Consider the following 25,338-nt stretch of genomic DNA (forward strand, 5'->3'; position numbering starts at 1 on the left):
CTGGACCCACCTGGTTTTTTTTGAGGATTAAAAAAGGGCAAAACCAAAACAGAAATAATAAAATCATTTCCATAGTGGTTTTGCCCGCATTACCGGTAACAAGCCTCGGATCTAATTTATCATAACCTGAAAACGGTGTCAACCAAAATTACTGCTACTGCTATTCCACTTCATTCCCTTACATGCGTCATTTTCCTAAGCTTCCACGTTTCAGGGCACATATGTTTTAATATTCACATGTTGATGCAATTTCAAACGGCTTCATCAAACAACTCATCACTTGCTTTGAACAAAAAAAGACCCTTCTCTCGAAGGGCCCTCTCTATTATTGTTGGAACGTCACATTAATCTGTACAATCTCCGAACGACTGCTTGTGCGAATCGGAGGTCCCCAGAAGCCAAATCCCGACGTTACGATGGAGTGCATGGAGCCTTTTTGCAAATAACCCCAATCATTCTCGTAAATAGCCTGTGTGATGAACTGAGCCGGTGCGATCTGACCACGGTGGGTGTGACCAGATACGACTAGATCTACATTGTTTTGCTCGGCAATATCCAGATCATATGGCTGGTGATCCATCATAAGTACTGGTTGACTCAAGTCCGTATCTTGCATTAATGTGGCTACTTCTGCACGATCCTTCTCTGTCCGGTCTTTCCGTCCAATTAGGGTGATCTTGTCATCCAAGACGATCTTGTCATCGTACAAAACTTGCATGTTGCTCTTCTCCAGCGCAGCAATCAGATCTTCAATCGGACCATCGAATTTGTCGTGATTCCCGAGAGAAGCATAAACGCCGTACGGAGCCTGAATATCACTGATAATGTCGGCAATTCCGCTATTGAGGTACATATCCAGATTGTCATCAATGATATCTCCCGGATACAGCACCAGATCCGGCTTCAGAGCATTAATTTCCTCCACCATTCGTTTGGCATGTGCAGGGCCAGATAGAAGTCCGAAGTGCATATCGGCAGCCATGACAATATTAAGCTTGTCCACACCTTCTACTTTTTTATCAATCTGAATGTTATACGTTCTCACTACCGGGCTATAGGCGTTGAAGATTCCATAACCCATTGTGGACACCAACAGCACCAGTGTAACGACTCCTGCCCATTTCTGTGTGTGATGTCTAGGAATGCGGGTTAATCTCAGTAGCCACATCGTCAAGTGAATGACTGGCAAGATCAGCAATAACAACGAGAAGATCGCCAGCCAGTAGGAACCGATGATACTAAGAAACGAAATGCTTCCAAATACTCGTGCCAAAATGAAGGAAACGGCAAGGAATACAAGCGCTATGATATAAAACCACCGGAATCTGGCGGACACGACAGGTTTCATCCAACTCCACCCGCTCCAGCCTATGTAGAACACTAATAAACCGTATACGACCAAAAACAATATACCCGCTAATACAAACATGCCCGGTCTAACCTCCACGTCAATAAGTTTTATTCTGAATTTTCATCACGGATGTAGGTCCGTCTGAACAAGTATAACGTAGTTGAAGGGTCAGATCATCTGTTTGCCAAACCCAGATTCGTACATTTTATTACAATTTGATAATATCAAATTCGAACCATTAACGAGAAAAAGCACCCTTGCAGGTACCATGAAGTTAAATTCATGAATGACTGCAAGAATGCTATATATTCGGAACGGATATTACTCGTTAGTGTCCATCCACTGGAAGTGGAATGAACCTTCTTTGTCCACACGTTTGAATGTGTGCGCACCGAAGTAGTCACGTTGTGCTTGCAGCAAGTTCGCTGGCAAACGCTCCGTACGGTAGCTGTCGTAGTAAGACAGTGCGCTGGAGAATCCAGGTACCGGAATACCTTGTTTTACAGCAGCCGCTACAACTTCACGCCATGCACCTTGATAAGACTCAACGATGTTTTGGAAGTATGGATCCAAGAGCAGGTTTTTCAGTGCTGCATCTTTGTCATACGCTTCTTTGATGTTTTGCAGGAACTGCGAACGGATGATGCAGCCGCCGCGGAAGATCATGGCAATGTTGCCATATTTCAGATCCCAACCATACTCATCGGAAGCTGCACGCATTTGTGCAAATCCTTGAGCGTAGGATACGATTTTACTTGCAAACAGCGCTTTACGAACGTTCTCGATGAACGCTTTTTTGTCGCCAGAGAATGCTTCAGTTGCTGGTCCATTAAGGATTTTGCTAGCTGCTACACGCTCGTCCTTCATGGCAGAAAGGAAACGGGAGAATACGGATTCCGTGATCATGGACAATGGTACGCCGAGATCCAGCGCGCTTTGGCTTGTCCATTTACCTGTTCCTTTTTGTCCAGCCGCGTCCAGAATAACGTCAACCATTGGTTTACCCGTCTCAGGATCGTATTTGGAGAAGATATCTGCCGTGATTTCGATCAGGTAGCTGTCCAGCTCCCCTTGATTCCACTCGGTGAAGATCTCATGCAACTCTTCAACGGAAACGTTCAATACGGATTTGAGCAGGTGGTAAGCCTCACCAATCAACTGCATGTCTCCGTACTCGATACCGTTATGCACCATTTTTACATAGTGTCCGGCGCCGTCTGGTCCGATATAAGTGCTGCAAGCGTCATCGCCAACTTTGGCGGAGATCGCTGTCAGGATCGGTTCTACCAACTGATAAGCACTTTCCTGACCGCCTGGCATGATAGCCGGGCCTTTCAGTGCGCCTTCTTCACCACCGGATACACCTGCGCCGATGAAGCGGAAACCTTTTTCTTCCAGCTCTTTACTGCGACGTTGTGTGTCAGGGAAGTAAGCATTACCTCCGTCGATAATGATGTCCCCTTGATCCAGATGAGGAAGCAGTTGCTCAATGGTTGCATCTGTCGCTTTACCTGCTTGCACCATAATCAGAATTTTACGCGGAGACTCCAGGGACTCTACGAATTCTTCAATGGTGAACGCGCCTGTCAGGTTTTTACCTTCTGCTTCTTTCAGAAGATCGTTCGTTTTCTCCGGGGAACGGTTAAATACCGCTACCGAGAAACCTTTGCTTTCAATATTCAAAGCCAGGTTTTTACCCATTACTGCCAATCCAATAACACCAATCTGTTGTTTACTCATTATGTCCTCCCAATGCTCCATTATTTATATAGGTTTATAGTAAGTTGAAACGAATAAATATTCAGTGATTATTGTACTGTTTTTTTCCAGTCAGCTGCAAATTTGTCCATACCTTGATCTGTCAGCGGGTGTTTGGAGATTTGTTCAATGACGGAGAATGGAACAGTAGCGATATGTGCTCCCGCCATTGCTACACGTGTAACGTGATCCGGATGTCTTACGGAAGCCGCAATAATCTGTGCATCCAGGTTATGTGTACGGAACAATTCAGCAATTTTGGTAACCAATTGTACGCCATCTTCGGAGATATCATCAAGACGTCCCAGGAATGGAGATACATATGTTGCACCAGCACGAGCAGCCAGAAGCGCCTGGTTCACAGTGAAGATCAACGTTACATTGGTTTTCACGCCTTTTTTGGTCAAGTAACGGCAAGCTTCAAGTCCTGCAAGTGTCATTGGCAATTTGATCGTGATGTTTTTGTCACTGTTGTTAATTTTGATCAATTCTTCTGCTTGCGCGATCATTTCTTCAGCAGTAAGGGCATCTGGTGTTACTTCCGCAGAAACGGACTCAACTTCAGGTACCAAACGCAGGATTTCTTCGATACGATCTTCGAATTTCACACCTTCTTTGGCTACCAAAGAAGGGTTCGTCGTTACGCCAGACAATACGCCGATTTTGTATGCTTTTTGGATATCTTCCACGTTAGCTGTATCGATAAAAAATTTCATGATTGAATTACCTCCAGATATTTTTATTATGGTTTAGAGATTGGCATTAACCGCCAAGGGTGTGCTACTTGCAACAACAGAATGCTGATCCGCCGGCTCATCAAACCACCAGTGGTGGCCTTCTGCTTCAAGCATAGCATCCGATTCAGCAGGTCCATAGCTGCCCGCAGGATACAGGTGAAGTGGCAACAGATTTTCCTGGAATGCGTCCAGAATTGGTTGCACCCAAGCCCAGGACAATTCTACTTCATCCCAGTGAGCAAAGAATGTTGGATCACCCAGCAAAGCATCACGAATCAGATTCTCGTAAGCTTCCGCGAGGTCACCTTTATCCGGAGAAAGATCGATATGAACCGGTTTGAATTCACCTTTATTCTCAGGATCACTTGCATTCAGTTGCAATGTCATGCTCTGATCCGGACTCATCTCTATGACGAGCAGGTTTGGCTTGGAACCTTTGTTTTTCAGGACATTCGTCTGGCCTGAAGGTTCTTTGAATTCAATCACGATACGTGTTGATTTCTCCTTCATTCTTTTACCCGTGCGAATGTAAAACGGAACACCACGCCAGAAGAAATCATCAATTTGCAATTTGGCAGCAATGAACGTGTCATTCATCGTATTCTCCGCTACACCCGGTTCAGCAGCATAAGCATTAACCGGTTGGCCTTGAATGTTGCCTGCTGCATACTGTCCGCGGATGATGTTTGCACCTACAGTCTGCTTTTGCAATGGCTGGATCGATTCCATGATGTGCTTTTTCTTCAATCCAACCTTTTCGGAAGAACTGTTGTATGGAAGCTGAATCGCCATCATCATGAGCAATTGCAGCATATGATTCTGGAACATGTCTCGCACTGCACCTACATGATCATAATAGGATGCACGTTCTTCGACACCTACAGTCTCATTCGCCGTAATTTGCACGTTGGAGATGTAACGGTTGTTCCATAACGCCTTCATGATTGGGTTACTCTGGTGCAACGTCTCCAGACGTTGTACCATCGGTTTGCCCAAGTAATGGTCAATCCGATAAATCTCTTCTTCCGTGAAGGATTCGCTTAATTTGCGATTGAGGTCTCTTGCGGACTGTAGATCGTGACCAAATGGCTTCTCGATAACAAGACGTTTCCAGCCCTCTGTGGAACCCAGCCCACTTTCTTGAATATTCTCGGCAATCGGTTCGAAGAATTCCGGACCAACCGAGAGATAGAACAAGCGATTGGACGGAATGCCAAGCTCAGCTTCTCTTTGTTCAACTAATCCCAACAGCTTTATATAATCTTCCTTATGACTTATATTCAATACACTGTAGCGGAAAGCTTTCACAAATGACTTCACAACTTCAGGATCAGCTTGGCGTCTGGAAAATTCATTTAATGATTTTTCCACTTGTGCCTGAAAGAATTCATCAGACCACTCTCTACGCCCCAAACCAATCAATGAGAAGGTTTCAGGAAGCTTCTGCTCAAGATATAAGTTATATAAGGCAGGATATATTTTTCTTTTGGCTAAATCGCCAGTAGCACCAAATAAAACAATGGTAGTTGGTTCCATCTCACCGTTCTCCTTCCAAGTAACTCTGGTTTCTTTGTTGTAGTTACACTATAATACGTTTTATAGCCATACAAGTAATTAATATATTTCACAGGAGCTATAGACCATATCTATGACTACAAATTACGAACTATATAAAGTCTTTTATTGGGCCGCCAAAACGGGCAGTTTGACACAGGCTGCGAAAGCACTGTATATCACTCAACCCAGCGTCAGTCATGCCATCAAGCAATTGGAAGAGAGCTTTGGTCTTACTTTGTTTTATCGAAATTCCAAGGGTGTAGCGTTGACACAGGAAGGTGTCAGTCTATACTCCTATATTGAACAATCCCAGATTCTGATCTCGCTTGCGGAAGAAAAAATGGCCGCACTGAAGAACCTCGACAATGGTGAATTGAGGATCGGTGGCAGTGACTCCTTATTTAAGCATTACATGTTGGCGTATCTGGAGGAATTCCATACCTTATACCCTAACATCAAGCTGCATCTGAGCCACGGAACCACGCCCGAAGTCATTACGTTTCTAAAAGAAGGCAAGATTGATCTTGGCGTTGTTCGCATGCCCATTGTTGATCCACAGCTGGAAGTCAGAGAAAGCATTCAGTTGAAAGACTGCTTTGTAGCTGGGGAACGTTATGCTCAGTTAAAAGGTAAGGTCATGACGCTTGAGATGCTTCTTGAGCATCAACTGATTCTCTTCTCCCGGAACAGCCGGGTTCGGATGGCTATAACGGAGTTGTTTAACAGTTATAATTACACGTTGAAGCCTGAGATTGAGGTCGGTAGCGTTGATCTGCTGATTGAATTTGCACGTCGGGGACTGGGTATTTCCTATGTTACACGTGAATTTATCTCCAAAGAGCTGGAGGAAGGTTCTCTCTTCGAGATTCAGCTTGATGTCCCACTTCCCCCTTCCCATGTGGGGATTATGACCAAACGCAATATGCCGATTTCTCTGGCAGCCAACCGTTTTATGGATCTCATTTTTAAAGCCTAAGTTGGCCACCATGTCAAAAGGTATAACGAAGAGCCCCACCATCCAGTTATGGATGATGAGGCTCTTCGGCCTGCATAATAACTATCTAACGATTAATGACTGACCAGATAGGACGCGTCCAATATCAGGGCAACCTTACCATTACCAAGAATCGTTGCACCAGAAAGATGATTCATCGCACCCAGATACGTACCCAGCGTTTTAATCACAACTTCCTGATTCCCAATGATCTCATCTACTGCGTATGCTGCAATTTTGTCCACGGAACGCACGATCACGAGTGGAATGGTTTTGGATTTGCGGTCCGTTCGTGGATAATTCAATTTATCGCACAGTCTGTGAAAGGGTACAATACGACCATGATTCAGAATCGCTTGTTGCCCTTGGATCATCTGAATATCCTCAGGTGAAATTCGAACAATCTCTGCAACGTTGTACATCGGCAAGATCAATACACGACCCGATACTTTGACTAACAGACCTTTAATAATTGCCAATGTAAGGGGTAGACGGATCGTAAACGTGGTGCCCACACCAACCTCTGTATCAATATCAATGATACCGTTGAGTCGTCCGATCTGACTACGCACGATGTCCATTCCAACGCCGCGTCCTGATACTTCACTGACAGAAGAAGCTGTTGAGAAACCAGGCTCAAATATGAGATGCACTGCTTCCTGTGTTGTTAGTCGCGCAGCCTGTTCCTCACTAATAATACCTTTGCCCAAAGCGGAAGCCTTGATCTTCTCACCATCGATGCCTTTGCCATCATCTGAATAACGAATGACGACATGATTTTCTTCATGAAATGAAGTTAAGGTAATTCGTCCTTTGGACGGCTTGCCGTGCTCTGCTCGAACCTCTACACTTTCAATGCCATGATCCGCACTGTTGCGGATGAGATGGATCAGCGGGTCACTCAATTCTTCAATAATCATCCGGTCAAGCTCCGTCTCTCCACCTTGAATGACCAGTTCCAGATCTTTACCCAGTTTCTGCGAAAGGTCACGAACCAATCTCGGGAAACGGCTGAATAGTTGATCAATGGGTAACATACGTGTCTTCATGACACCTTCTTGAAGTTCTTTGATCACCCTGCCCATATGATCGGAAACACCACTTATGCTCTGAATGAGTGAGGAAGGTTCCTTGCGTGCACCCGATCCACTAAGATCTGCGAGGGATGTCTGATCAATTAAAAGCTCTCCAACCAGGTTCATCAAATGGTCCAGACGTTCAACACTCACACGAACCGTAGGTTGAGCCGTTTTTACTTTCTCTTCCGGACCAGATGTAGCTGCGGTAGTCACGCTTGCTTTCGTTTGCTCTTTTTCAGAGATTAATTCAACTGGCGCAGAAGTCGCAGCAATCTCATTGGATTCCAGCATATAGGGATCAATCTCCAGCACATGAATATCCGAGTCTGAAGACAGCTCTGCATTAAGCTGCTGTGGGTCCTTTGAAGTAGCCGTGATGATGATGAACTGACTATAATGATCGTCTTCATTCTCCGCGTCCGATTGTTTCTCCATGAGTGAAGTAGCGACAACCGTACCACAGATGTCCTCAATGCGTTGCCGCAAAATGTGATACCTGGCTGCTTTCATCATACACTTCTGCTCCAGCACAATGTGAATGGACAATAACTGCTTGCCTGACACGACAGCCACCTGTGCCACAATCGATTCTGCTGGTTGCAATTGAGGAACTTTAAGTTTCCCGACTACTGCCGGGTTCTGAATTAAATCCTTTATTTCTCGTACTACCGCCCTAAAATCTGCATAGGCTTCCCCACGGATATACTGATCCCGAAGCACCTTCATGACGTCCAAAGAGCGGAACAATGTATCAATTAGCTTCGAAGTCATCTCCGGTTTTTTCTCCCGGACCCATTCAAGAGCATACTCCACTTCATGCGTGAGGTCGCTTAATTCACGGAAATCCATTGTGGATGCCGATCCCTTGATGGTATGGGCTGCCCGAAACAGCGTCTGAACCAGCTCTACAGAAGGCGAAAGCTCCAATGCCAGCAAAGACTGATCCATACGTTCCAGTTGATCATTCAGTTCTTCGATAAAGATGTCACGGTAGGCAGACAAATCCATCATTCGTGTATACCTCCCTAACCGCCCAATATTTCGTCCAGTTTCAAAATGCCCACAAGCTTATCTTCCTGTTGACCCACGCCATGGAAAAATCCCTCACGGTTACGACCATAACCTCCGGTTGGCGGATGTATTTCCGAATATGTGGTTACCTTGTTCACGCGATCCACGATCAAACCAATATATTCATCCTGATGTCGAACTACGATAATACGAGTCGCTCTGGTGTCCGGTTCATCCGACATACCCAGCAGATTCCGCAGGCTCATCACACATACAACCTTGCCGCGCAGATTAACTACCCCTTTGATCTCTGGGCGGCTAAATGGGATATCTGTGATGCTCAGCATTTTAATAATTTCATGAATTTCTTCGATTCGAATGGCGCAAGTCTCTGCACCTACAGACAGTTCAATATATTGTTCCTTCTGAAGTGAAGACATCGATTCACCCTCAATTCGATTTAATTAATTGGTTTTGAAGGCAGCTGCCGAATTCGCCAGCTCTTCCGCCAGATGTGCCAGAGACTGGCATGTTGCCGCTGTCTCTTCTGACGCTGCTGCGGATTCTTCACTGGAAGCCGAGATGGATTCAACAGAACTCATGACTTCTGCGGCTTGAGCAGCTTCTTCTTCACATGCAGCTGCAATTTCGTTTACTTTCTGAGAGGAGTTATTGACCATATCAATGATCTGATCAAATGCCTGTCCAGTCATGGAAGACTGTTCAACACTGGCGGCTACCGCCTGTACGCTTTGTCTCGTGTTTTCCTGCATCGCTTTGATGATGGCTGTAATTTCTTTGGTCGCCTCACCGCTGCGCTCTGCAAGCTTCCGGACTTCATCTGCGACTACGGCGAATCCTCGCCCTTGCTCTCCGGCACGTGCCGCTTCAATTGCAGCATTCAGCGCAAGCAGATTGGTCTGTTCAGCGATATCGTCAATCACTTCAATGATGTCACCGATTTTACGGGAATCATCTTCAAGCTTGGTCATTTTGGTATTAACAGCTTGCATACCTTCCAATGATGTCTGTACAACAAGTCCACCTTCACGAGCAGTCTTCACGGTATCATTGGACAGTTCGGCAGCTTCTTCCGCACTTGCAGCAACGGAGTTAATAGCCAGTGAAAGCTCCTTGAACAATTCGGAGATGTTTCCTGCCTCGCTGGATTGGCTTGTGCTGGTACTTGCAATCTCCTGTGTGCTGGCTGAGATCTGTTCCGAAGAAGCGGCAACACTTTGGGAGTTCATCACGATATTGTTGATTAAGTCTTTCAGGTTGTCGACCATACGATTCAGTGCCGCGGCCAGTTGACCCACTTCATCTTTGCTGGAGATGTCTGACTTGAGGGTCAGATTTCCGCCGGCAACTTCCGTAGCCAGACCCAGCATGGCCATGAGTGGCTTAGAAATGGAGCGAGATATAATGTAACCGATGAGGATACTGAAGAGTACGGATGCAATCACCATGATTATAGTAACGATGAATGCTTTTGAGTACGCAGCTTCTGACTTCGAGTTAGCCTGTTCTGCAAGCGTTACATTGAGGTTCACTAGATCTGTCAACGCTTGTACAACCTCATCACCTGAAGGTTTCAAGGTCTCTTTCAAAAATAAAATAAAACCGGCATCATCATTTGTTTGCGCTAAGTTGATACCCTGATCATACAGTTTCATATAACTGGTGTATTGGGTATCTAATTTACGAAGCAATTCCGTTTCTTCCGGGGTAGTCGCAAGAGGGCGGTACGTAGCAAGTCGCTCCTCCAAGGATTGACGATTCGTAGCAATACTTTCGTTAACTCTGTTCTTTTCTGCAGTTTCAGTTTCGTAGTTCAAATCACGCACATTAACTCGCATTCTCTGATAAAAGACCTGAGCAGAAGAGAGCTCTCGAACCGAGATCAGATTGTTGTTGTACATCTCTTGCATCCGTTCGTTCGTACTTCTTAATGTAACCACTGAGTAGATTCCAAGGGCCGCAAGGATCATCGACACAATTAAAAATGCTGAGATAATCTTTGTTGCTGTTTTCAAATTTCCAAACCACTTCATGTAATCTCCTCCTAGGCATCGTAGTGTCCAGTTATGTATATAACGCTTGGTAAACCCTTCTCTAGGTCGCGCTCCAGACAACTTACGATTTATTTCGACAGAAATATATCAAAACTGAATAGGGAATTTTTAATTCTATAAATTTGCACTATTACGAATTTTTATTTTAGATATTAAGTTTCTACTATTTAATTAAGTAACTAACTAATTGCCTGTTTATTAAAATCAATAATTTCATATATACGAAATTCATATATTTTTCAAACATATTACATATGATTTATTAGACATAACGCTAGCAAAATGTACGACTTCATTTTCATGATTTGGTAAGATACAATCTTGTAGTTCTTCAGACTAACGAAGATTATAATTCGTTAAAAATTGATGCCTTATTTTCACATATTCACAGTTCAACCCATGACTTAAGTCTAATAATTTGCAACTTTAACTAATGCCTTTGACATACAAAAAAATCAAACCCACCTAAGGTGAATTTGATTAAATACGTATCAATTCTATGGATTAGCATGAATAAAGCTACGTGCCGTACAACTGCTCCAGTTCGATTAAGCGATCCTTAATCCGCTGCGGAATAATGTCAAACAACTGGTCCCAGGTCATGAACATCTCCGGTTTCAACAGATACTCTTCGAACTCCATGGAAGGCACGAACGCCTTGGTCTGCAGATAAGTCATTACTTGTGCATCAATCTGCTCATTCGTTTCAAAATACCCACGGAATAAATCATTCACGAGTAACCCATCACATCCGGCTTTGGTACCGGCAGCACTATATAAGTCTGGCAATAATTCAAACACAACTGGCAGCGGTGAGAAAGCATGCTTGCCAGGCTGTGAATACAGACATACATGACGTCCAACCACATTAACTCGATCCTTCAGCAACCCCCGCAGCACTTTACCATGAAAGCTGGCTTCACAGTCCACAACTTCACCGTCATGACCCACATATATCCACACATGTTCCATCTCATACAGATGACCAATCTCATAATCCCACCAGATCGCAAACTCAATTACATATTGAACTGCTTCAGCCGGGAATTGAATATCCCTCTTGAACGAAGGCGATGGTCCTGAACGATCCAACACAGAAACGCCAACAAAATCAGGATAAAAGGGTTCGTTCCGGTCAAACATCAATACAGGTGCAAAACTCATTGCAGTTTCAAGCATTTCTGTTTCGGACATTGCCATGGTCGGTATCCCCCATTTTCATCGATGTTACAACTATATTAACAGAGAATTGTATAGGTGTTAACGCATAGAATAAGCCCACAACCGAATAAGTTCCAGTTGCAGGCTTGAATGGTTCTAGTTTATTAGAGAGGAATTGCCCTAGTCTTTAGATCCTTTGGTTGGTTTGGACGCATTGGATGGTTGGGTTGACAGGTCAGAAACAGCAGTATCACACCCTATTGGAGGGCCCAGAATGGCATCATTTTTAATGGATGCAACGGCTCTGGCATATGCCTCTTCATCCAAACAGTACGCGCGGTGAGCCACCTCCGGCGGTGTAGCTGCCAAGAAATCCGCTCCAAACACAATATCAGGCGTTGGTTGATCAAAGATAGTTAATACATATACATCATCTGTCTCAGCGACAAACCAGTGAAACCAGCCTTTCGGAAATACAACAACCTGACCTGGTTTCAGACGGTATGTCAATCGTTCACGCGTAAACGGGTTGAATACTGACGCTGTAATTTCACCGGTGATGACCACAACCATCTCCGTGACATTGGTGTGCCAGTGCGGCTGCACAATAATTCCTTTGCTTAAGTAGACGTTGAAGAAACCATTTGCAATGGTCGGCAGCTGTTCTCCAAACAACTGGGTTATATAGTTGCGTGAATCCCTCTGATAATTGACAACCGCATTAGAATCGGCAGCTAACGGAACATTCGGAGCTTGCAAAATCGGATCAATCATACGGTTATTTCTCCTCCTTGGCATACATCTCATTGTTGTACTGTATGCGGAGGAAATGCGACTCATACCTGTGTCCGTAGACATCGTTCCTTTTATAAAAGTATTCAAGCAAGTCAGACTCTATCTCAAAATGGAAGTCTCTAAATGACTTTGATATAATTCATCTATTATTAGTTATACAGGATACTTGCTGCAATAGTAGCTTAGCTTCCATTGGTACAGAACGAAAGGAGCATACCATGATCCCTACTGTTGGAGATATATACTGCGTGTACGTCGAAAAATTACAACAATATGCCGCCTGCCAGGTAACTGGACTCAAAGAAACGGAGGGTAAATCGTCCGACACGCTTGCCTCAGTTCTTCAATTGGATTGGACTGGTGACCAACTGCCTAATGAAATGCAGCTTCATCAGATGAAGCCATTGATCTGTAATTTCTATTTCTGGAATGACAGAGTTGATCATAGTTTCGTGAGTGCTATTGTTCCTTCACAGTATGTGCTTGCAGGCAACCTCCCTCCACTCTACACCGAGAAAATGAATACGTATGGGGGAGGCTGGCCGATGGGAGAAAAGCTCTATCTCCAGCGTGAATGGGAAGGTATCGATGCGATCCGAAGAGCAGAGTTCAAACAAGCTGTGCATGATGACGAAGAAGTCATGATTGGCGATCGTGTAATGCGGCGCAGTACGAGTACACTCCGCGATTTCAGCCCTAAGTCTGAGGAAGATGTAACCGAGCTCGCACAGCTACATTGTCTAACACATATTGAGATGAATGGATATACGGAATCGATCTTTCCATTTATAGAGGACAACCCGTTTATTAATGAACTTCATATCATAGATCATGGTCAAACGATTCTGGATATCAGCAAGAGCCACCTGACCAAACTTATTGTGGATGTCAGCGGGTTGAGGGAGTTAATTTTGAACACGAAAATGACGAGTCTGAATTTCACAGGTGAGCTGTCTCCAGATCTGCGTATCGTGGCTCTCAAAGACGGTAAATGCATCACTCTCAATGTTCCATCGGACCTGCCACAGGTTACGGGTATCTCACGACTTGAAGGTCTGCATATCAGAGATATCACGGAGCTCAATCTGGAGCCACTTGTGCAGTATTATCCTGAGCTTTCAGAGTTGCGATTGTGGGGTAAACCCGGCAATGTATCCAATATAGAAACGATTCAGCAGTGGGCAAATTTGCAAACCTTCACTACATATGACCTGTTCGGCTTCAATGGTGAACAATTCCCTGATCCAGAGCAACTTCCGGAATTGACTACGCTGTGGCTAACCAGCCTGCCTGCCGATGCAGCCAAGTCGATCAAAACAAAATATAAAAAATCCGCTGCTGCCGGATTTGATGTGGAGATCACCAAAGCACGCAAACCGGAATGGCTTGCGGAGAACCTGAACAATCCATTTCGGGATTGGGATGGGAGGGACCACATCAAGGAGGCACACGCAAAAAAAGCAACGCAATTGTTCAAGCAGTGCTTGAAGGAAATCCGTCAATTAAGTCAAGGTCCCATGGATCAGGAGTCTATACACAAGCAACTCGTCTCCATGGTTGAAAACTACACCCAGACCTTCAACAAGATGGATGCTAAGACCGGCTTTATTGAAACCGTTGAGCGGGAAGAGATTTATGTTGTTCTAACGGAGCTACTGGATCAGTTGAATGAGCAATTGGAACTGCGTCAAGATGATTCAGTTAAGGTTAATCACGAGGGATTATTTGAGGTATTGATCGTTTGAGGGATTTCTAGTTCACCAATAAACCGTTGTTTACGCAAAAAGGGTCCTGTTATGAACATGGCAGGACCCTTTTTTGCACCCCCGACCTCAAGTGTCGTAGCTCACCAGATAATGATGAAGTTCCGTGTTGTAACAGCCGATACTGTGCTCAATTAATCTGCCTTCTCCATCGAAGGAGTTACGCAGGCGCTTGAGCACATGTGTCCCCGGGGGAATCTTCAACAGTTGGCATACCTCAGGAGCTGCAGGTTCTACAAAGAAACGGTCTTTGAAGTTCTCCAGCAAAATGTCGTTCTCCTCCAGTGAGTCATACAGGGATTGGATATCTCCATTCATTTCTTCTTTGCCTCCGCCGGGCAATGCAGCTGCTGCCAAGAAGTGTATCAGATGAATATAAGGTTGTCCGTTAAGAATGTAGAGCCTTTCAATACGCTGGCAATGCGGCCCATAGAGACCATATTCCTCCGTTCCAGTATCATTGGTGAGTAAACGGGAATTCAGAACTTTCTTTTCCAGCTTTTGACCCTCTTCTACGAGCAGCTCCGTAAACCGTTTGCCCTTTGAGAGCTTCTGATGAGAGGTATTGCGCATCACAATTGTGCCAACACCGCTTTTCTTCTGCACGTAACCTTCCTGCGACAGCTCTTGGACCGCACCGCGGACTGTCATTTTACTGACGCCAAATTCTTTCTCCAGCTGTGGTTCAGAGGGGATGATGCTTCCAAGAGGATATACTCCATGTAGAATCCGATCTTTAAGAATTTTTTGGATTTGCTGATATAAAGGACCTTGCTTGCGCTTCAGAGACACTCACTGTTCACTACCTTTCAACATCTGAGGGATGGTCCGACAGCGCGCGGAGCACCTCATTCTCGGTAAAAAGCGCTGTATCGCCTTGAGTGGTATGGGCCAGCATCGCTGCCGCCACTGCCAAATTAACCGTGTACTCGTGTGGGTATTCCTGCAATTCTCCATGGATGATGGTGCTAGCAAATACATCGCCGGCACCGATCCGGTCGTACACCGGGAAAGTCATCTTGCGGGAAAATACGAACGTACCTTGATGATAGATATATCCTGTCAAGGAATGCGTATGGTCCGCGTTAATCTCTCGATGGGTTCCTGCTACCGTTCCGATTCCGAAGCGCTTTGCAACTTCAGGGATCGCTTGTTTCATCTGTGTTATTCTATCATATTCTCCGGTTCCGATGCCAAGAATACACTTCGCATCCCTCTCATTCATTAGCACCAAATCTGCCAGCCCCAGCAGTTCCTCATAATGCGGGCGGGCCTTGACATAACCATCTGTCCCCCATAACGCGGGACGGTAATTACAATCAAATACAACCTTCCTCCCAGCATTCCTCACTTCCTCAGCAAGCCGTTTCATCTGCTTGCGCACGCCATCATTCATAGCCAGCGTAATACCACATAAATGAAGAACATCGATCCGGGATGCAAGATCCTTCATATCATAATTGGCCGCGTCCGCGGTATTGAAACTGCTGCCCAGCCGGTCTGTGTAAGTGACTCTGCCAGGGCGGGCTCCAAAACCATTCTCCAGAAAGTACATCCCAAGGTGTTTACCACCCAGGCTAATAAGAGAGGTATCTACCCCCAGCTTGCGCAGATAAGCGAGAGCCGCTTCACCCACCGGAGTTTCCGGTAAAGTTGTAATAAGAGCACCGTTATGGCCGTATCTCGCTAGTGCCGCCGTTACATTCACCCCGCTGCCGGAAAAAGAATACTCCAGCCTGCTGCTCTGGACCAGTGTTTCGTAGCCCGGAACCTGCAGCCGCATCATCACTTCACCAAATGCAGCAACCCTAGGCATATCGGTCCACCAGTGATTTCATTGTTTCGAGCAGTCTGCGGACATCCTGTACGTTTGTATTCCCGGTCTGCGTCTCAATTATTGAAGAATAGACATGTGGTATAACCTGAGGTACGCCTGCCTGTAGTGCAATCTCTAGAATGGGTCCAAAGCTGTCCAGATCGATTCCGCCTGTAGGCTCCAGAGCAAAAGACGCTTCTCCACAAGCCTTGGCAACAGCACGGTACTCCTCTTCCAGTTTCAACCCCTGCATCGGATAATATTTGAGCGCGTTCCCTCCCATGTCACGAACCAGTGCAATGGCGGCATGAACCGGAACAATGGCCTGCGGAGTGGTTGCTGAACTGATGGGGCCAGTGGATATATTTACATAGCCTGGCTGTCCGCACGGAGATACCAGGCAATTAATCCAACTATCTTTAGGTCCCAGGTTGGCACGGGTTGCCCCCACCGCCGGGAATACCTGATTGATATGGCTTCCCGGATAACTCGCTGCAATCTCCGCCACAACTGCAGCCTGACGGCTGTCTCCAGCCCCGAGTCCGATAGATACGGCATCTTGAATCGCCTGACCATATTCAGCCATGGCGACTACAGCTTCCTCCGACGTAGCATAATTTTTGGAGAGCACACCAACAAGTACATATCCTTCCGCAGCCTCGTACACATCCTTGGCGTTCCCGATACTGCCGGCCAGTACATTAATTGCGGCCCTGTTCTTATACAGACACTGCTGAATATGACTCATTCCGGTTTGCCTCCCACGATTTCATGTATTCTGCTGACGATGACCTGCATATCATCCCCTTGCAGCGACCTTGGATCAATATCAAAATAACCCTGCTTGACGCCATAGTCTCGGGTATATACCGCAATTAATCCTTCACGTAACTGGTCATTTACTTTCTTCGCATCCACCCCAACAAGAGAGGAATCAATTTGGACACGCCCCCGAAAAATCGATCTGCCGGCTTCATCCTGCACGATGCGGACCGAAACACCAGGAAGTCTATCCAGTGGCTGAAGACCCTCCAGCATCTGCTTCTCTCGTTCGCTATTATCCGCTTTGTCCTGGTATTCCTCTAGCGCTTGAAGTAACCCAAAAATAGTCTCTTTGCCAACCTTCATGCTGCGGCCAATCCCGTGTAGCTGTACTTTAAGCCACTCCACATATTTCTTTTTGCCAGCGACAATGCCGGAACTAGGGCCTTCAATAGCTTTCGACCCGCTGTAAATGGCCAGATCCGAAAGTTGGATATATTTGTGTAGATCCTCTTCCGCTGCCGCATCAACAATCAGCGGCACCCCTCTATGCTGTGCAACCTCCCAGGCCTCTTCCAAAGAAATCATGTTCTTCTGAACAGCGTGATGGGATTTAACATAAAGAATGGCTGCAGTACGTTCACCAATTGCCTGATCGATATGCTCCTTACGGCCTTCATTGGCGTATCCGACCTCCACTACCCGGCCGCCGCCAAGGAATATCATGGTTTCAACCGGCGCTCCATAGTGCACATTATGACCCTTTAGCATAATAATTTCATTTTTCAATACCGGTTCCTGGTGCAGACGAAGGCTGAGACGTGGATCTCCGCCAGTCACCATGGCTGCTACCGACAGCGCAATACCACTGGATGCGGAGTTCGCCACAACCGCGCTTTCCGACCCAAGTAACTGTGCAATATATTCTCCGGATTTGTCCACAAGATCCGCAATCTCCACGTAACGCTGTCCGCCCTGTTTCATCGCATCCATGACGGAATCCGTTGGTGCGGAAACGCCAAGGATGCTCATTCTCCCACTGGCATTAATAACACGCTTCAATCCATATTTAGCTTGTAATGAGTGACCCATTAGCAAAGACTCCTTTAGCCTCAATATAGTGTTGCGTAACCCGGACATCACCTTCCGAGTCCTCAAGTTGCTTTTCGCCTGCTTCCAGGGAAAACAAAGTCAGGTTCGCCTGCTGTCCCACCCTAATCAGCCCGAGCTCCGGCTTACCAAGCCACTCCGCCGGACTTCTTGTAACCGCGCGGATGACTTCTTCCAAACTGTAGCCGAGGTATAGAAATTTCGTCAGCACATTCGACATACTGTATACCGGACCATTCATACGATTGCCTCGGTAAATGTCCGTACTGATTGTATTTAGCGCAATGCCTGCAGCCCTGGCCTGTTCTGCGATGCGGAAGGAGAAGCTCGCTGTGCCATGCCCCACATCCAGATGAACTCCCCGAGCAGCAGCATCCAGTAATTCTTGCATCGGTGTGCCATCCGGATGAAACAGATTGTTGGACTTGCCGTTAAGGTAATGGGTGATTACATCGCCCGACTGTAGCAGCTCCAGCACATCAGAGATAGCGGGCGGGGCAGAACCGATGTGAACCATAAGCGGAAGCTTCGTTTCTTCCGAGAGTGTGCGTGCCAACTTGAGCGGAAGTATGCCGCTGCCTTTGACGACACTTTGGCTGATACGGGCTTTCAGACCAACAATGAAATCAGGATAAGCCGCTGCTGCCTCCAGGACCTTGCGCCGGTCAATCCATTCCAGCTGCGACAATTCATCCGTCCGTTCGAGCCCGATGCTTGAAATGTTCAACAGAGCAAATACTTGTGTAGCAGCCTGTAGTCTTGCGGCATAAAAAGCTCCAATTCGATCTGCACCGCAGCTCCCAGCATCTACAAGCGTTGTCACCCCCTGCTTCACACCAATTTTGTCGATATCATCGCCATAGGGATCAAGCTCCTGGACGGCATGCACATGCAGATCAATCCACCCACTGGACACATATAACCCTGAACAATCTAGCTCATTTTCTCCTTCAGCCTGTCCTGGCGGTGTAATGGCGGTGATGATCCCGTCCTGAATGGCGATATCCATAATCCGCCCGTCAACAAGCTGCAAATTACGCAGCACATTCTCTGTGCCCACTCATCCATCTCCTTTGTCAACCCCGGTTTACAGGCAAAATTCAAAAAAAATGATTCATGACATGAAATCTGTACTTCTAATTAGTTGAAAATAAGCCTGATGATCTACTTTATTCTAAAGATTATAATGTTATAATGTTTATACTAGCACAAGAGTAATCCAGAAGAGAACACTGATTTCTAATTCAAAAGTTTTAATCCGAATATCTTAACACGGGAGGGACTGCTTCATGGCAAATTCGGCACTCAAGCCATCCTTGCTCAACAGATTCAGACTCAGCTGGAATCATTTCAAATCAAGGCTTCTGCTGAAATATGCCTTTTCTTACATTCTCATATTTCTGATCCCTCTGACTGGTGTAACTATTTTTGTATATGAAAACGCTGTCAAAGGATTGCGTGTAGAGATTGAACAATCAAATGTCAATCAGCTTAACCAGGTGAAGAGCACTATAGATAACCGTATGAATGAGCTTCAGGAAATAGCGGGAAGAATCGCCTATGACAAACACCTTACCCCTTATATGGTAAAGCATCCCTATTACAGCTTGGAGGCGATTCAGGCGCTGGCCAATTACAAAGCTAGCAGCAGTATTGCAGAGGATCTGCTTCTCTATTTCCATAACGATGCCAACATCTATTCATACCGTGGTCTGGCTAATCTTAATGTCACCTTTAATAGTCTCTATCAGTTCGAGCATTGGAATCCGGAAGAATTGCGGCAGGACTTGAATGAAACTAGGCAGCCCCTGGTCCGTCCCGCTGAGAGCGTGAAGGTTAATTCCCGAATGGAGTCTATGCTTGTCATGCTTGTGCCCGTTAAACCGAATGACCCGTTTCCATATGGGACCGTTGTTTATTTAATGAAAGAATCCAAGCTTACTGGGGTCATGGATTCGATTTTGAGTGATTTCTCAGGAAGCAGTTATATTTTCAATCCCTCCGGAGAGGTGTTGACCGCAAATAGCCATGGCATCAGCCTTCCCCAGGACGAAATTGAGAATTTAGCTACACTTGAGCCCGGTATTCATAATTTGAAGATGGACGGAGAACAATACTCCGTTGTTTCTGTTCAATCTGAAGAAAATGGCTGGACCTATGTGACCACGATGCCAAGCTTCCAATTCTTCAGCCGTGTCGCCCATGTCCAGACCCTGATCCTAATCGTTTTCTGTATTACGGTCATTACCGGCATAGTGGCTGCGATGCTGTTAGCCAAACGGCAGTACCATCCGATCAGGGATTTGGTGGACAAGATGAGAGGCAGTGACGATGATGCTTCCAAGCTCCGCAATGAATGGGAATGGATACACCAGACCCTCCACAATTACAGTGTTAAAATTGATTTTCAGGAGCCCTTCGTCCGCAATCAGTGCATGCTGCTGCTACTCAAGCACGGCAAGCCGGATGATCCAGAGATCGAACAAATGATTCTTAGCGCAGGATTCAGGCATCCTCAAGGACAGGGGCTCTATTTCTCGGCTATTCTGTCCTGGGATGATACTGTGCCCGGTGGCAAGTCCTGGCAGGAACGCCATCAGCTGCAGGATATACTCAGCAATGTATGTCTTCCAGGTACCAGTGCTCAGATCTTCGGTGTAGAATTCTCGGTCAAGGACCAGTTTGCTCTGATTATTTCACTTCCCAGTGATGCGGACAAGCCGATTCAAAGTCAATTGGAACAGGTCATTGAAGCCATTCTAACGTTAATCCGCGAGCACTCGCAGCTATCTCTAAGTATCGGTGTCGGCATGGCCTACAGGGACTTGGCCCGTCTTAACCAATCCTTCATTGAAGCAGCTGCAGCTCTGGAGCACCGGATCATCCGGCGAAGTGGTCAGGTAACTTACTTCGAGCAGCTTGCAGAGCTGAACCCTTCTGCTGCCGAGAGCTTCTGGATTCCGCGCAAATCCATGCTGAAACTGGAGCAGAGTCTAAAGCAGGGCAACGAATCAGTAGCCGTCCAAATGATTGCCGATACCATTCATACGATCAAAGACGAGCCGTTGCAAGTTCATCTACTACGTTGCATCTGTTTCGATCTGCTGAACGCTTTTCTACGCACCGCCTCCGAACTTGGGATGAACGAAGTGTTCGCCAATATGCCGGAATTGACCTCCTTCGAAACACTTGAAGAACTCGAGAGCCGTTTGATCTGTCTGGCCGCTGACATTTGCGCGCAAGTGGAGCTGAATACGAAGACAAGCGAGTCTACATTAATGGATGACATTCTGGCTTACGTGGATCAGCAGTTTGCAGACTACACACTCAGTCTAGAACATGTGGCGCTTAAGTTTGCCATTTCAACTTCTTATCTAAGCCGAAGCTTCAAAGAGAAGACCGGCAGCAATTTCTCACAATATATCTGGCAGCGGCGTGTGGATGAGGTCATGCGGCTGCTGGAGAACACTAGCGCACCGCTCAAAGAAATTATTGAGCAAGTCGGTTATATGGATGCGCCAAATTTCATCCGCAAGTTCAAAAAAGAAATCGGTCTGACACCAGGGCAGTATCGCAAGGAACATGCCTTGAGAGGGGTTACTACGAAAAGACCTGTTTAAGTTGGTGGAGCTTCCACCCTTTCTGTTCTACATTCTTATATTTGAAGATTCAACTTCATTTTATGGTTTATTTTGCTGCTGTCCTTCCTGGAGGATGTGCTCTACCAGCTCATCCAGAGGAACTGTTGCAAGGGCAATCGCCGTATCTGTTACCCCGTAATAGATATAGAGCAGTCCATCTTTGACCACATTTCCGGTCGGGAAGATGACATTGGGGATCTGGAACCCAAATTTCTCATAATACGTCTCTGGCTCCATAATAAAATGATGCGTCCGGGCAATGATTTTCTCCGGATGCTCCAAATCTAGCAGCATGGCCCCCACACGGTAGACAACATCCTCATCGACGCCATGATAGAGCACCAGCCAGCCCTTGTCCGTACGTATCGGGGGTGTAGAGCCACCAATCTTCCGCGATTCCCAGGAGAGGTTCTGGGCGGTAGCTAGCAGCTTGGGCTCTTCCCAGTTCACGAGATCCTCGGAGTAGGTAATCCACATGGCCGCCTTTTCCGTACCGTAGGCTTCTCCCACATATTCCTCGGGGCGGCGCAACAGTACAAATTTGCCACCTATTTTCTCGGGGAACAGAATGTTGTCCCGGTCATTAATATCAAGAGGTGTCGTGTCCGCCACATACTCCCAATCCAGCAGATTATCTGATTTCAAAATAGAGGACCGGGTTAGCCAATGTCCCTCCTCGCCCCCCCACCCGTCCGGATATTCCGGAATAGAGCGAAGGGGGACGCCTGCCCCGGTAGGGTAATAACTCATGGCACAGGGGCGGAGGGCGTAGTTAAGATAGAAGGTCCCGTCAATTTTGACAATCCGCGGGTCCTGTACACTACCATAAGGGAATCCCAGCATGTCTGGCGTCACAATTGGCTCATCCTTCACGTGGGTAAAGTTTACCCCGTCTTCACTCTCTAGCAGCCCCAAGTAATTTTTGCATGGCGTTAGGGAACCAGCGGTGCGCTCAATCATATAAAATTTGCCGTTATCGATGATAACTGCAGGGTTGAAAACCGTAACCTTGCGCCATTCATAGTCGCCCGGGACGACAATGGGATTATTCGGATGTCTCGTGATTTGCATGTCTAATCCTCCTGCATTTAATGTTCAGGAACGCGTTTAATGCTTATATCTCATTTTTACAGCAAATTGATGCGCATAGACCTGGTTAGTTGGATTCCCAGCGATCATAGGCAGCCTGATTGATTTCAACCATACGCTCTCCGCCCATTTTTTTAACGGTCGCCACATAATTGTCCCAGCCTGTAAGCGGCTCGGCTCCGGTGATAAATTTCGCCTCCATCTGATTCACATATGTCTTCAAATCAGAATTCAGGCTACTGATTTCTGTCTGCTCTTCCACGGTAAGGAACAGAGTTGGAAACGGAATCCGTGCGCCTTTATCGAGAAGCTTTTGCTTGGTCTCCTGCTCTACCCAGAGGTCAAAGTCTGTCTTCAGCCCCTTATTAATATCATCCATGGACAGGGTTGGAGCGGGTATGCCGTAGTTAGGTGTCAGCGTTGCCCGGTAATCTTCCATTTCCTTGCCGTCTGGTACCGGCAAGTACTGTTTGACACGGTTCTCTTTATCGGTGTACTCCCAGAGAATTCCCTCTGGACCTTTATTAAAGAACATGGCACCCTCATAGGAATAGAGATAATCCACCCAGCGTAGAGAGGCTTCCGGAGCAGGATTACTCTGCGTGATCGCAAAAGCGCCACTTGTAATCCCCCTGTTCTTTGCAATCGCTGGAGCAGCAACGGATTCACTGTGGACAGGTGCAAACATCGGATCTGCCGTCGAAGGCTCTCCACCTTTGCTCATGTAGGCATGCCAGTCCGAAAAGAGGGCAATTTGATTGTTCTGTGCTTTGGCCTTCTTTTGCTCCGCTGTTTGTGAGAAGCTCTCATGATCCAACAAGTCTTCAGACCACAGGCGGTTCATATAGGTCAAATATTCCTTGTAGCCTTCTTCAAGTGGTGTATAATGCACCTTGTCCGCATCGTCCACATAAATTTCTTCTTCATAAATGCCGAAGGCACCAAGCAGCCATGTACGGATATCGCGAAGGTTTGCAGCAGGTGTTGTCACCGAGGAAATCGGAATTTCATCGGCTATGCCATTGCCGTTGGGATCTTCCTCTTTCACACGTTTCAGATAGGTATACAACTCCTCTGTCGTTTCGGGAAGTTTATCGATATTTAGTGCCTTCAGGAAATCCCCGTTATACCACATCGGATTGCGGTACCAGTGCTGGCTAAGTTCTACTACGGGCAAGGAATAGATATGCCCGTCCGGTGCAGTAATCGATTTGCGGACATCCGGATTCTCTTCCAGCAGCGCCTTGAAATTCGGAGCATACTCTTCGATCAGATCCTCCAGTGGGATGAGGATACCCTGCTCTCCGTAATTCATTTGCTCTGCAGTTGTCAAACCGGCAGCATAGAGGATATCCGGGTAATCCCCACTGGCGAGCACCAGATTTTTCTTGGTTTCGAAGCTGTCCTTCGGTGCATTCTTGTATTCCAGCGTAATACCGGTCTTCTCCTGCATCTGCTGAAGCACCGCCATGTTCTCCCAGTTCTGAATCCCTACATCTGGCGCCATAAGCGACAGAGTAACGGGTTCATTAACAATCGGGAAACCTTCATTGTTCACAGCGACTTTTCCGAGATTGTTGTTCGCTTCATCTTCGTTTGAATTGCTGCAGCCTGCCAGTAGTGTAAGAACTAAAGCCGAAGATAACAGAAGCTTCCATGGTTTGCGTGTGGTCGGCATTCATAATTCCTCCCTTGTTATCATCACATTTTAACGGTCTAGCCTTTAACAGAGCCGATCATGACTCCTTGGACAAAGTAACGCTGTAGGAACGGATAGATTGCCACGATGGGCAGTGTGGAGACCACAATGACTCCATATTTAATCAGCGATGCCGTTTCTGCCTTATTATTCATGGCGGTTGCCACTTCGCCGTTGATTGATGAGCCCGTAGTTTCCGCCGTCATTTCTTGAAGGACAAGGATTTGACGCAGAACCATCTGCAGCGGATACTTCGCTTCATCATTTAAATAGATGAGGGACGGGAAGTAGCTGTTCCAGTGGCTCACCCCATAGAACAGGGCCATAACAGCTACAATTGGTGCCGACAGCGGTAGAACAATGCGAATGAACAGCTTCAGATTTGTACAGCCGTCAATGTGCGCAGCTTCCTGAAGTTCTTTTGGGATAGTCGTCTGAAAAAAGGTGCGGGCCACAACGATATTCCAGACCGAAGCAGCCACCGGTAGAATCAATGCCCACATGCTGTTCATGAGTCCAAGGTTCTTGACCAGCAGATACGTCGGTACAATTCCGCCGCTGAAGAACATCGTGAACAGAATGAGGCCCATGAACAACTGGCGCCCGACAAAATCAGATCTGCTGAGCGCATACGAGGCAGGCAGAGTGACGACGAGATTGAGTAGAGTCCCCACCACCGTGTAAATAATGGTGTTCCAGTAACCACTCCATATCTTCGGGTTCTCAAATACAAGCTTGTAGCCGTCCAATGTTACATTCTTCGGAAACAACCACATTGCTCCCGAATTGACGTCCTGCGGTGAACTAATTGAAGCGCTGAGAATGTAGATGAGCGGATAGAGAACAACCAGCAGTGAAAGACCTAAATAAATATAAGTGCTGATCAGAAATAGCTTGTCCCCCCTGGATTCTTTCATCGCAGTAACCAAAGACTTCAACT

Annotated in this window: 20 protein-coding genes; 3 read left to right on the forward strand and 17 right to left on the reverse strand. The window is 46.4% G+C overall.

The genetic code is table 11. The features are described from left to right. Positions 1-325: 325 nt before the first annotated feature. The 4 genes from MKX75_RS17415 to zwf form a co-directional block, all read right to left on the reverse strand. Positions 326-1,429 (reverse strand): metallophosphoesterase, encoded by a 1,104-nt coding sequence (locus tag MKX75_RS17415; protein ID WP_076331500.1) that lies wholly within the window; start codon positions 1,427-1,429, stop codon positions 326-328. A 243-nt stretch (positions 1,430-1,672) separates the two neighbouring features. Beyond that, positions 1,673-3,091: an NADP-dependent phosphogluconate dehydrogenase gene (gene gndA / locus MKX75_RS17420; RefSeq protein WP_062835042.1), complete on the reverse strand. Its 1,419-nt coding sequence runs from the start codon at positions 3,089-3,091 to the stop codon at positions 1,673-1,675. A gap of 68 nt (positions 3,092-3,159) precedes the next feature. After that, positions 3,160-3,825: a fructose-6-phosphate aldolase gene (fsa, locus tag MKX75_RS17425; RefSeq protein ID WP_062835043.1), complete on the reverse strand. Its 666-nt coding sequence runs from the start codon at positions 3,823-3,825 to the stop codon at positions 3,160-3,162. Positions 3,826-3,858: 33 nt separating this feature from the next. After that, the gene (gene zwf, locus MKX75_RS17430; RefSeq protein ID WP_339166200.1) at positions 3,859-5,382 is read right to left on the reverse strand and encodes a glucose-6-phosphate dehydrogenase; all 1,524 of its coding nucleotides are present in this window, start codon (positions 5,380-5,382) and stop codon (positions 3,859-3,861) included. Positions 5,383-5,494: 112 nt separating this feature from the next. Here zwf and MKX75_RS17435 point away from each other — a divergent pair, with 112 nt between their 5' ends. Further along, a complete protein-coding gene (locus tag MKX75_RS17435; RefSeq protein ID WP_062835045.1) occupies positions 5,495-6,379 on the forward strand; it encodes a LysR family transcriptional regulator in 885 nt (294 codons plus the stop codon). 92 nt (positions 6,380-6,471) lie between these two features. Here the strand turns inward: MKX75_RS17435 and MKX75_RS17440 are convergent, their stop codons facing one another. From MKX75_RS17440 to MKX75_RS17460, 5 genes are all read right to left on the reverse strand, one after another. Next, on the reverse strand, positions 6,472-8,487 hold the full coding sequence (locus tag MKX75_RS17440; RefSeq protein WP_339166203.1) for a chemotaxis protein CheA: 2,016 nt from the start codon (positions 8,485-8,487) through the stop codon (positions 6,472-6,474). Between the two features lie 14 nt (positions 8,488-8,501). Beyond that, a complete protein-coding gene (locus MKX75_RS17445; protein ID WP_169481112.1) occupies positions 8,502-8,927 on the reverse strand; it encodes a chemotaxis protein CheW in 426 nt (141 codons plus the stop codon). A 24-nt stretch (positions 8,928-8,951) separates the two neighbouring features. Next, the gene (locus tag MKX75_RS17450; protein WP_339166205.1) at positions 8,952-10,541 is read right to left on the reverse strand and encodes a methyl-accepting chemotaxis protein; all 1,590 of its coding nucleotides are present in this window, start codon (positions 10,539-10,541) and stop codon (positions 8,952-8,954) included. A 540-nt stretch (positions 10,542-11,081) separates the two neighbouring features. Then, on the reverse strand, positions 11,082-11,762 hold the full coding sequence (locus MKX75_RS17455) for a hypothetical protein (RefSeq protein ID WP_339166206.1): 681 nt from the start codon (positions 11,760-11,762) through the stop codon (positions 11,082-11,084). A gap of 141 nt (positions 11,763-11,903) precedes the next feature. Beyond that, positions 11,904-12,497, reverse strand: a complete 594-nt coding sequence (locus tag MKX75_RS17460) for a cupin domain-containing protein (protein ID WP_062835050.1) — start codon at positions 12,495-12,497, stop codon at positions 11,904-11,906. Between the two features lie 269 nt (positions 12,498-12,766). On the opposite strand from MKX75_RS17460, the gene MKX75_RS17465 reads away from it, so the two are divergent. Beyond that, on the forward strand, positions 12,767-14,263 hold the full coding sequence (locus MKX75_RS17465; protein ID WP_339166208.1) for a hypothetical protein: 1,497 nt from the start codon (positions 12,767-12,769) through the stop codon (positions 14,261-14,263). 87 nt (positions 14,264-14,350) lie between these two features. On the opposite strand, the gene MKX75_RS17470 is transcribed toward MKX75_RS17465, so the two are convergent. Genes MKX75_RS17470 through MKX75_RS17490 form a run of 5 tightly spaced genes read right to left on the reverse strand, consistent with a single transcriptional unit; the run spans position 14,351 to position 18,978 of the window. Further along, entirely contained in the window at positions 14,351-15,073 is a 723-nt protein-coding gene (locus tag MKX75_RS17470) for a GntR family transcriptional regulator (RefSeq protein ID WP_076331493.1), read from the reverse strand. A 10-nt stretch (positions 15,074-15,083) separates the two neighbouring features. Beyond that, positions 15,084-16,097, reverse strand: a complete 1,014-nt coding sequence (locus MKX75_RS17475; protein ID WP_076331492.1) for a sugar kinase — start codon at positions 16,095-16,097, stop codon at positions 15,084-15,086. Beyond that, the gene (locus MKX75_RS17480; RefSeq protein WP_076331491.1) at positions 16,090-16,845 is read right to left on the reverse strand and encodes a KDGP aldolase; all 756 of its coding nucleotides are present in this window, start codon (positions 16,843-16,845) and stop codon (positions 16,090-16,092) included. The genes MKX75_RS17475 and MKX75_RS17480 overlap by 8 nt, the downstream gene beginning before the upstream one ends. Then, the gene (locus MKX75_RS17485) at positions 16,842-17,951 is read right to left on the reverse strand and encodes a DgaE family pyridoxal phosphate-dependent ammonia lyase (RefSeq protein WP_076331490.1); all 1,110 of its coding nucleotides are present in this window, start codon (positions 17,949-17,951) and stop codon (positions 16,842-16,844) included. The genes MKX75_RS17480 and MKX75_RS17485 overlap by 4 nt, the downstream gene beginning before the upstream one ends. Then, positions 17,929-18,978, reverse strand: a complete 1,050-nt coding sequence (locus MKX75_RS17490) for an amidohydrolase/deacetylase family metallohydrolase (protein WP_076331771.1) — start codon at positions 18,976-18,978, stop codon at positions 17,929-17,931. The genes MKX75_RS17485 and MKX75_RS17490 overlap by 23 nt, the downstream gene beginning before the upstream one ends. 280 nt (positions 18,979-19,258) lie before the next feature. Here MKX75_RS17490 and MKX75_RS17495 point away from each other — a divergent pair, with 280 nt between their 5' ends. Next, positions 19,259-21,589 carry a helix-turn-helix domain-containing protein gene (locus MKX75_RS17495; RefSeq protein ID WP_339166209.1) on the forward strand — a complete coding sequence of 777 codons (2,331 nt, stop codon included), beginning with the start codon at positions 19,259-19,261 and terminating at the stop codon, positions 21,587-21,589. Positions 21,590-21,649: 60 nt separating this feature from the next. On the opposite strand, the gene MKX75_RS17500 is transcribed toward MKX75_RS17495, so the two are convergent. From MKX75_RS17500 to MKX75_RS17510, 3 genes are all read right to left on the reverse strand, one after another. Then, a complete protein-coding gene (locus MKX75_RS17500) occupies positions 21,650-22,681 on the reverse strand; it encodes a glycosidase (protein WP_339166210.1) in 1,032 nt (343 codons plus the stop codon). A gap of 85 nt (positions 22,682-22,766) precedes the next feature. After that, on the reverse strand, positions 22,767-24,377 hold the full coding sequence (locus MKX75_RS17505) for an extracellular solute-binding protein (protein WP_339166211.1): 1,611 nt from the start codon (positions 24,375-24,377) through the stop codon (positions 22,767-22,769). A gap of 38 nt (positions 24,378-24,415) precedes the next feature. Then, positions 24,416-25,327 (reverse strand): carbohydrate ABC transporter permease, encoded by a 912-nt coding sequence (locus MKX75_RS17510; protein ID WP_062835059.1) that lies wholly within the window; start codon positions 25,325-25,327, stop codon positions 24,416-24,418. Positions 25,328-25,338: the final 11 nt, after the last annotated feature.

Source organism: Paenibacillus sp. FSL R5-0341 (assembly GCF_037975235.1).
GTDB classification, from domain to species: Bacteria; Bacillota; Bacilli; order Paenibacillales; family Paenibacillaceae; genus Paenibacillus; species Paenibacillus amylolyticus_A.

Excerpts from the sequence above, each read along its gene's own strand:
- gndA (WP_062835042.1), bottom strand. The coding sequence starts at position 3,091 with ATGAGTAAACAACAGATTGGTGTTATTGGATTGGCAGTAATGGGTAAA.
- MKX75_RS17445 (WP_169481112.1), bottom strand. The coding sequence starts at position 8,927 with ATGTCTTCACTTCAGAAGGAACAATATATTGAACTGTCTGTAGGTGCA.
- MKX75_RS17440 (WP_339166203.1), bottom strand. The coding sequence starts at position 8,487 with ATGATGGATTTGTCTGCCTACCGTGACATCTTTATCGAAGAACTGAAT.
- MKX75_RS17500 (WP_339166210.1), bottom strand. The coding sequence starts at position 22,681 with ATGCAAATCACGAGACATCCGAATAATCCCATTGTCGTCCCGGGCGAC.
- MKX75_RS17415 (WP_076331500.1), bottom strand. The coding sequence starts at position 1,429 with ATGTTTGTATTAGCGGGTATATTGTTTTTGGTCGTATACGGTTTATTA.
- MKX75_RS17450 (WP_339166205.1), bottom strand. The coding sequence starts at position 10,541 with ATGAAGTGGTTTGGAAATTTGAAAACAGCAACAAAGATTATCTCAGCA.
- MKX75_RS17460 (WP_062835050.1), bottom strand. The coding sequence starts at position 12,497 with ATGATTGATCCGATTTTGCAAGCTCCGAATGTTCCGTTAGCTGCCGAT.
- MKX75_RS17485 (WP_076331490.1), bottom strand. The coding sequence starts at position 17,951 with ATGGGTCACTCATTACAAGCTAAATATGGATTGAAGCGTGTTATTAAT.
- MKX75_RS17475 (WP_076331492.1), bottom strand. The coding sequence starts at position 16,097 with ATGCCTAGGGTTGCTGCATTTGGTGAAGTGATGATGCGGCTGCAGGTT.
- MKX75_RS17455 (WP_339166206.1), bottom strand. The coding sequence starts at position 11,762 with ATGGCAATGTCCGAAACAGAAATGCTTGAAACTGCAATGAGTTTTGCA.
- MKX75_RS17435 (WP_062835045.1), top strand. The coding sequence starts at position 5,495 with ATGACTACAAATTACGAACTATATAAAGTCTTTTATTGGGCCGCCAAA.
- MKX75_RS17495 (WP_339166209.1), top strand. The coding sequence starts at position 19,259 with ATGGCAAATTCGGCACTCAAGCCATCCTTGCTCAACAGATTCAGACTC.
- MKX75_RS17490 (WP_076331771.1), bottom strand. The coding sequence starts at position 18,978 with ATGGATATCGCCATTCAGGACGGGATCATCACCGCCATTACACCGCCA.
- fsa (WP_062835043.1), bottom strand. The coding sequence starts at position 3,825 with ATGAAATTTTTTATCGATACAGCTAACGTGGAAGATATCCAAAAAGCA.
- zwf (WP_339166200.1), bottom strand. The coding sequence starts at position 5,382 with ATGGAACCAACTACCATTGTTTTATTTGGTGCTACTGGCGATTTAGCC.
- MKX75_RS17480 (WP_076331491.1), bottom strand. The coding sequence starts at position 16,845 with ATGAGTCATATTCAGCAGTGTCTGTATAAGAACAGGGCCGCAATTAAT.
- MKX75_RS17505 (WP_339166211.1), bottom strand. The coding sequence starts at position 24,377 with ATGCCGACCACACGCAAACCATGGAAGCTTCTGTTATCTTCGGCTTTA.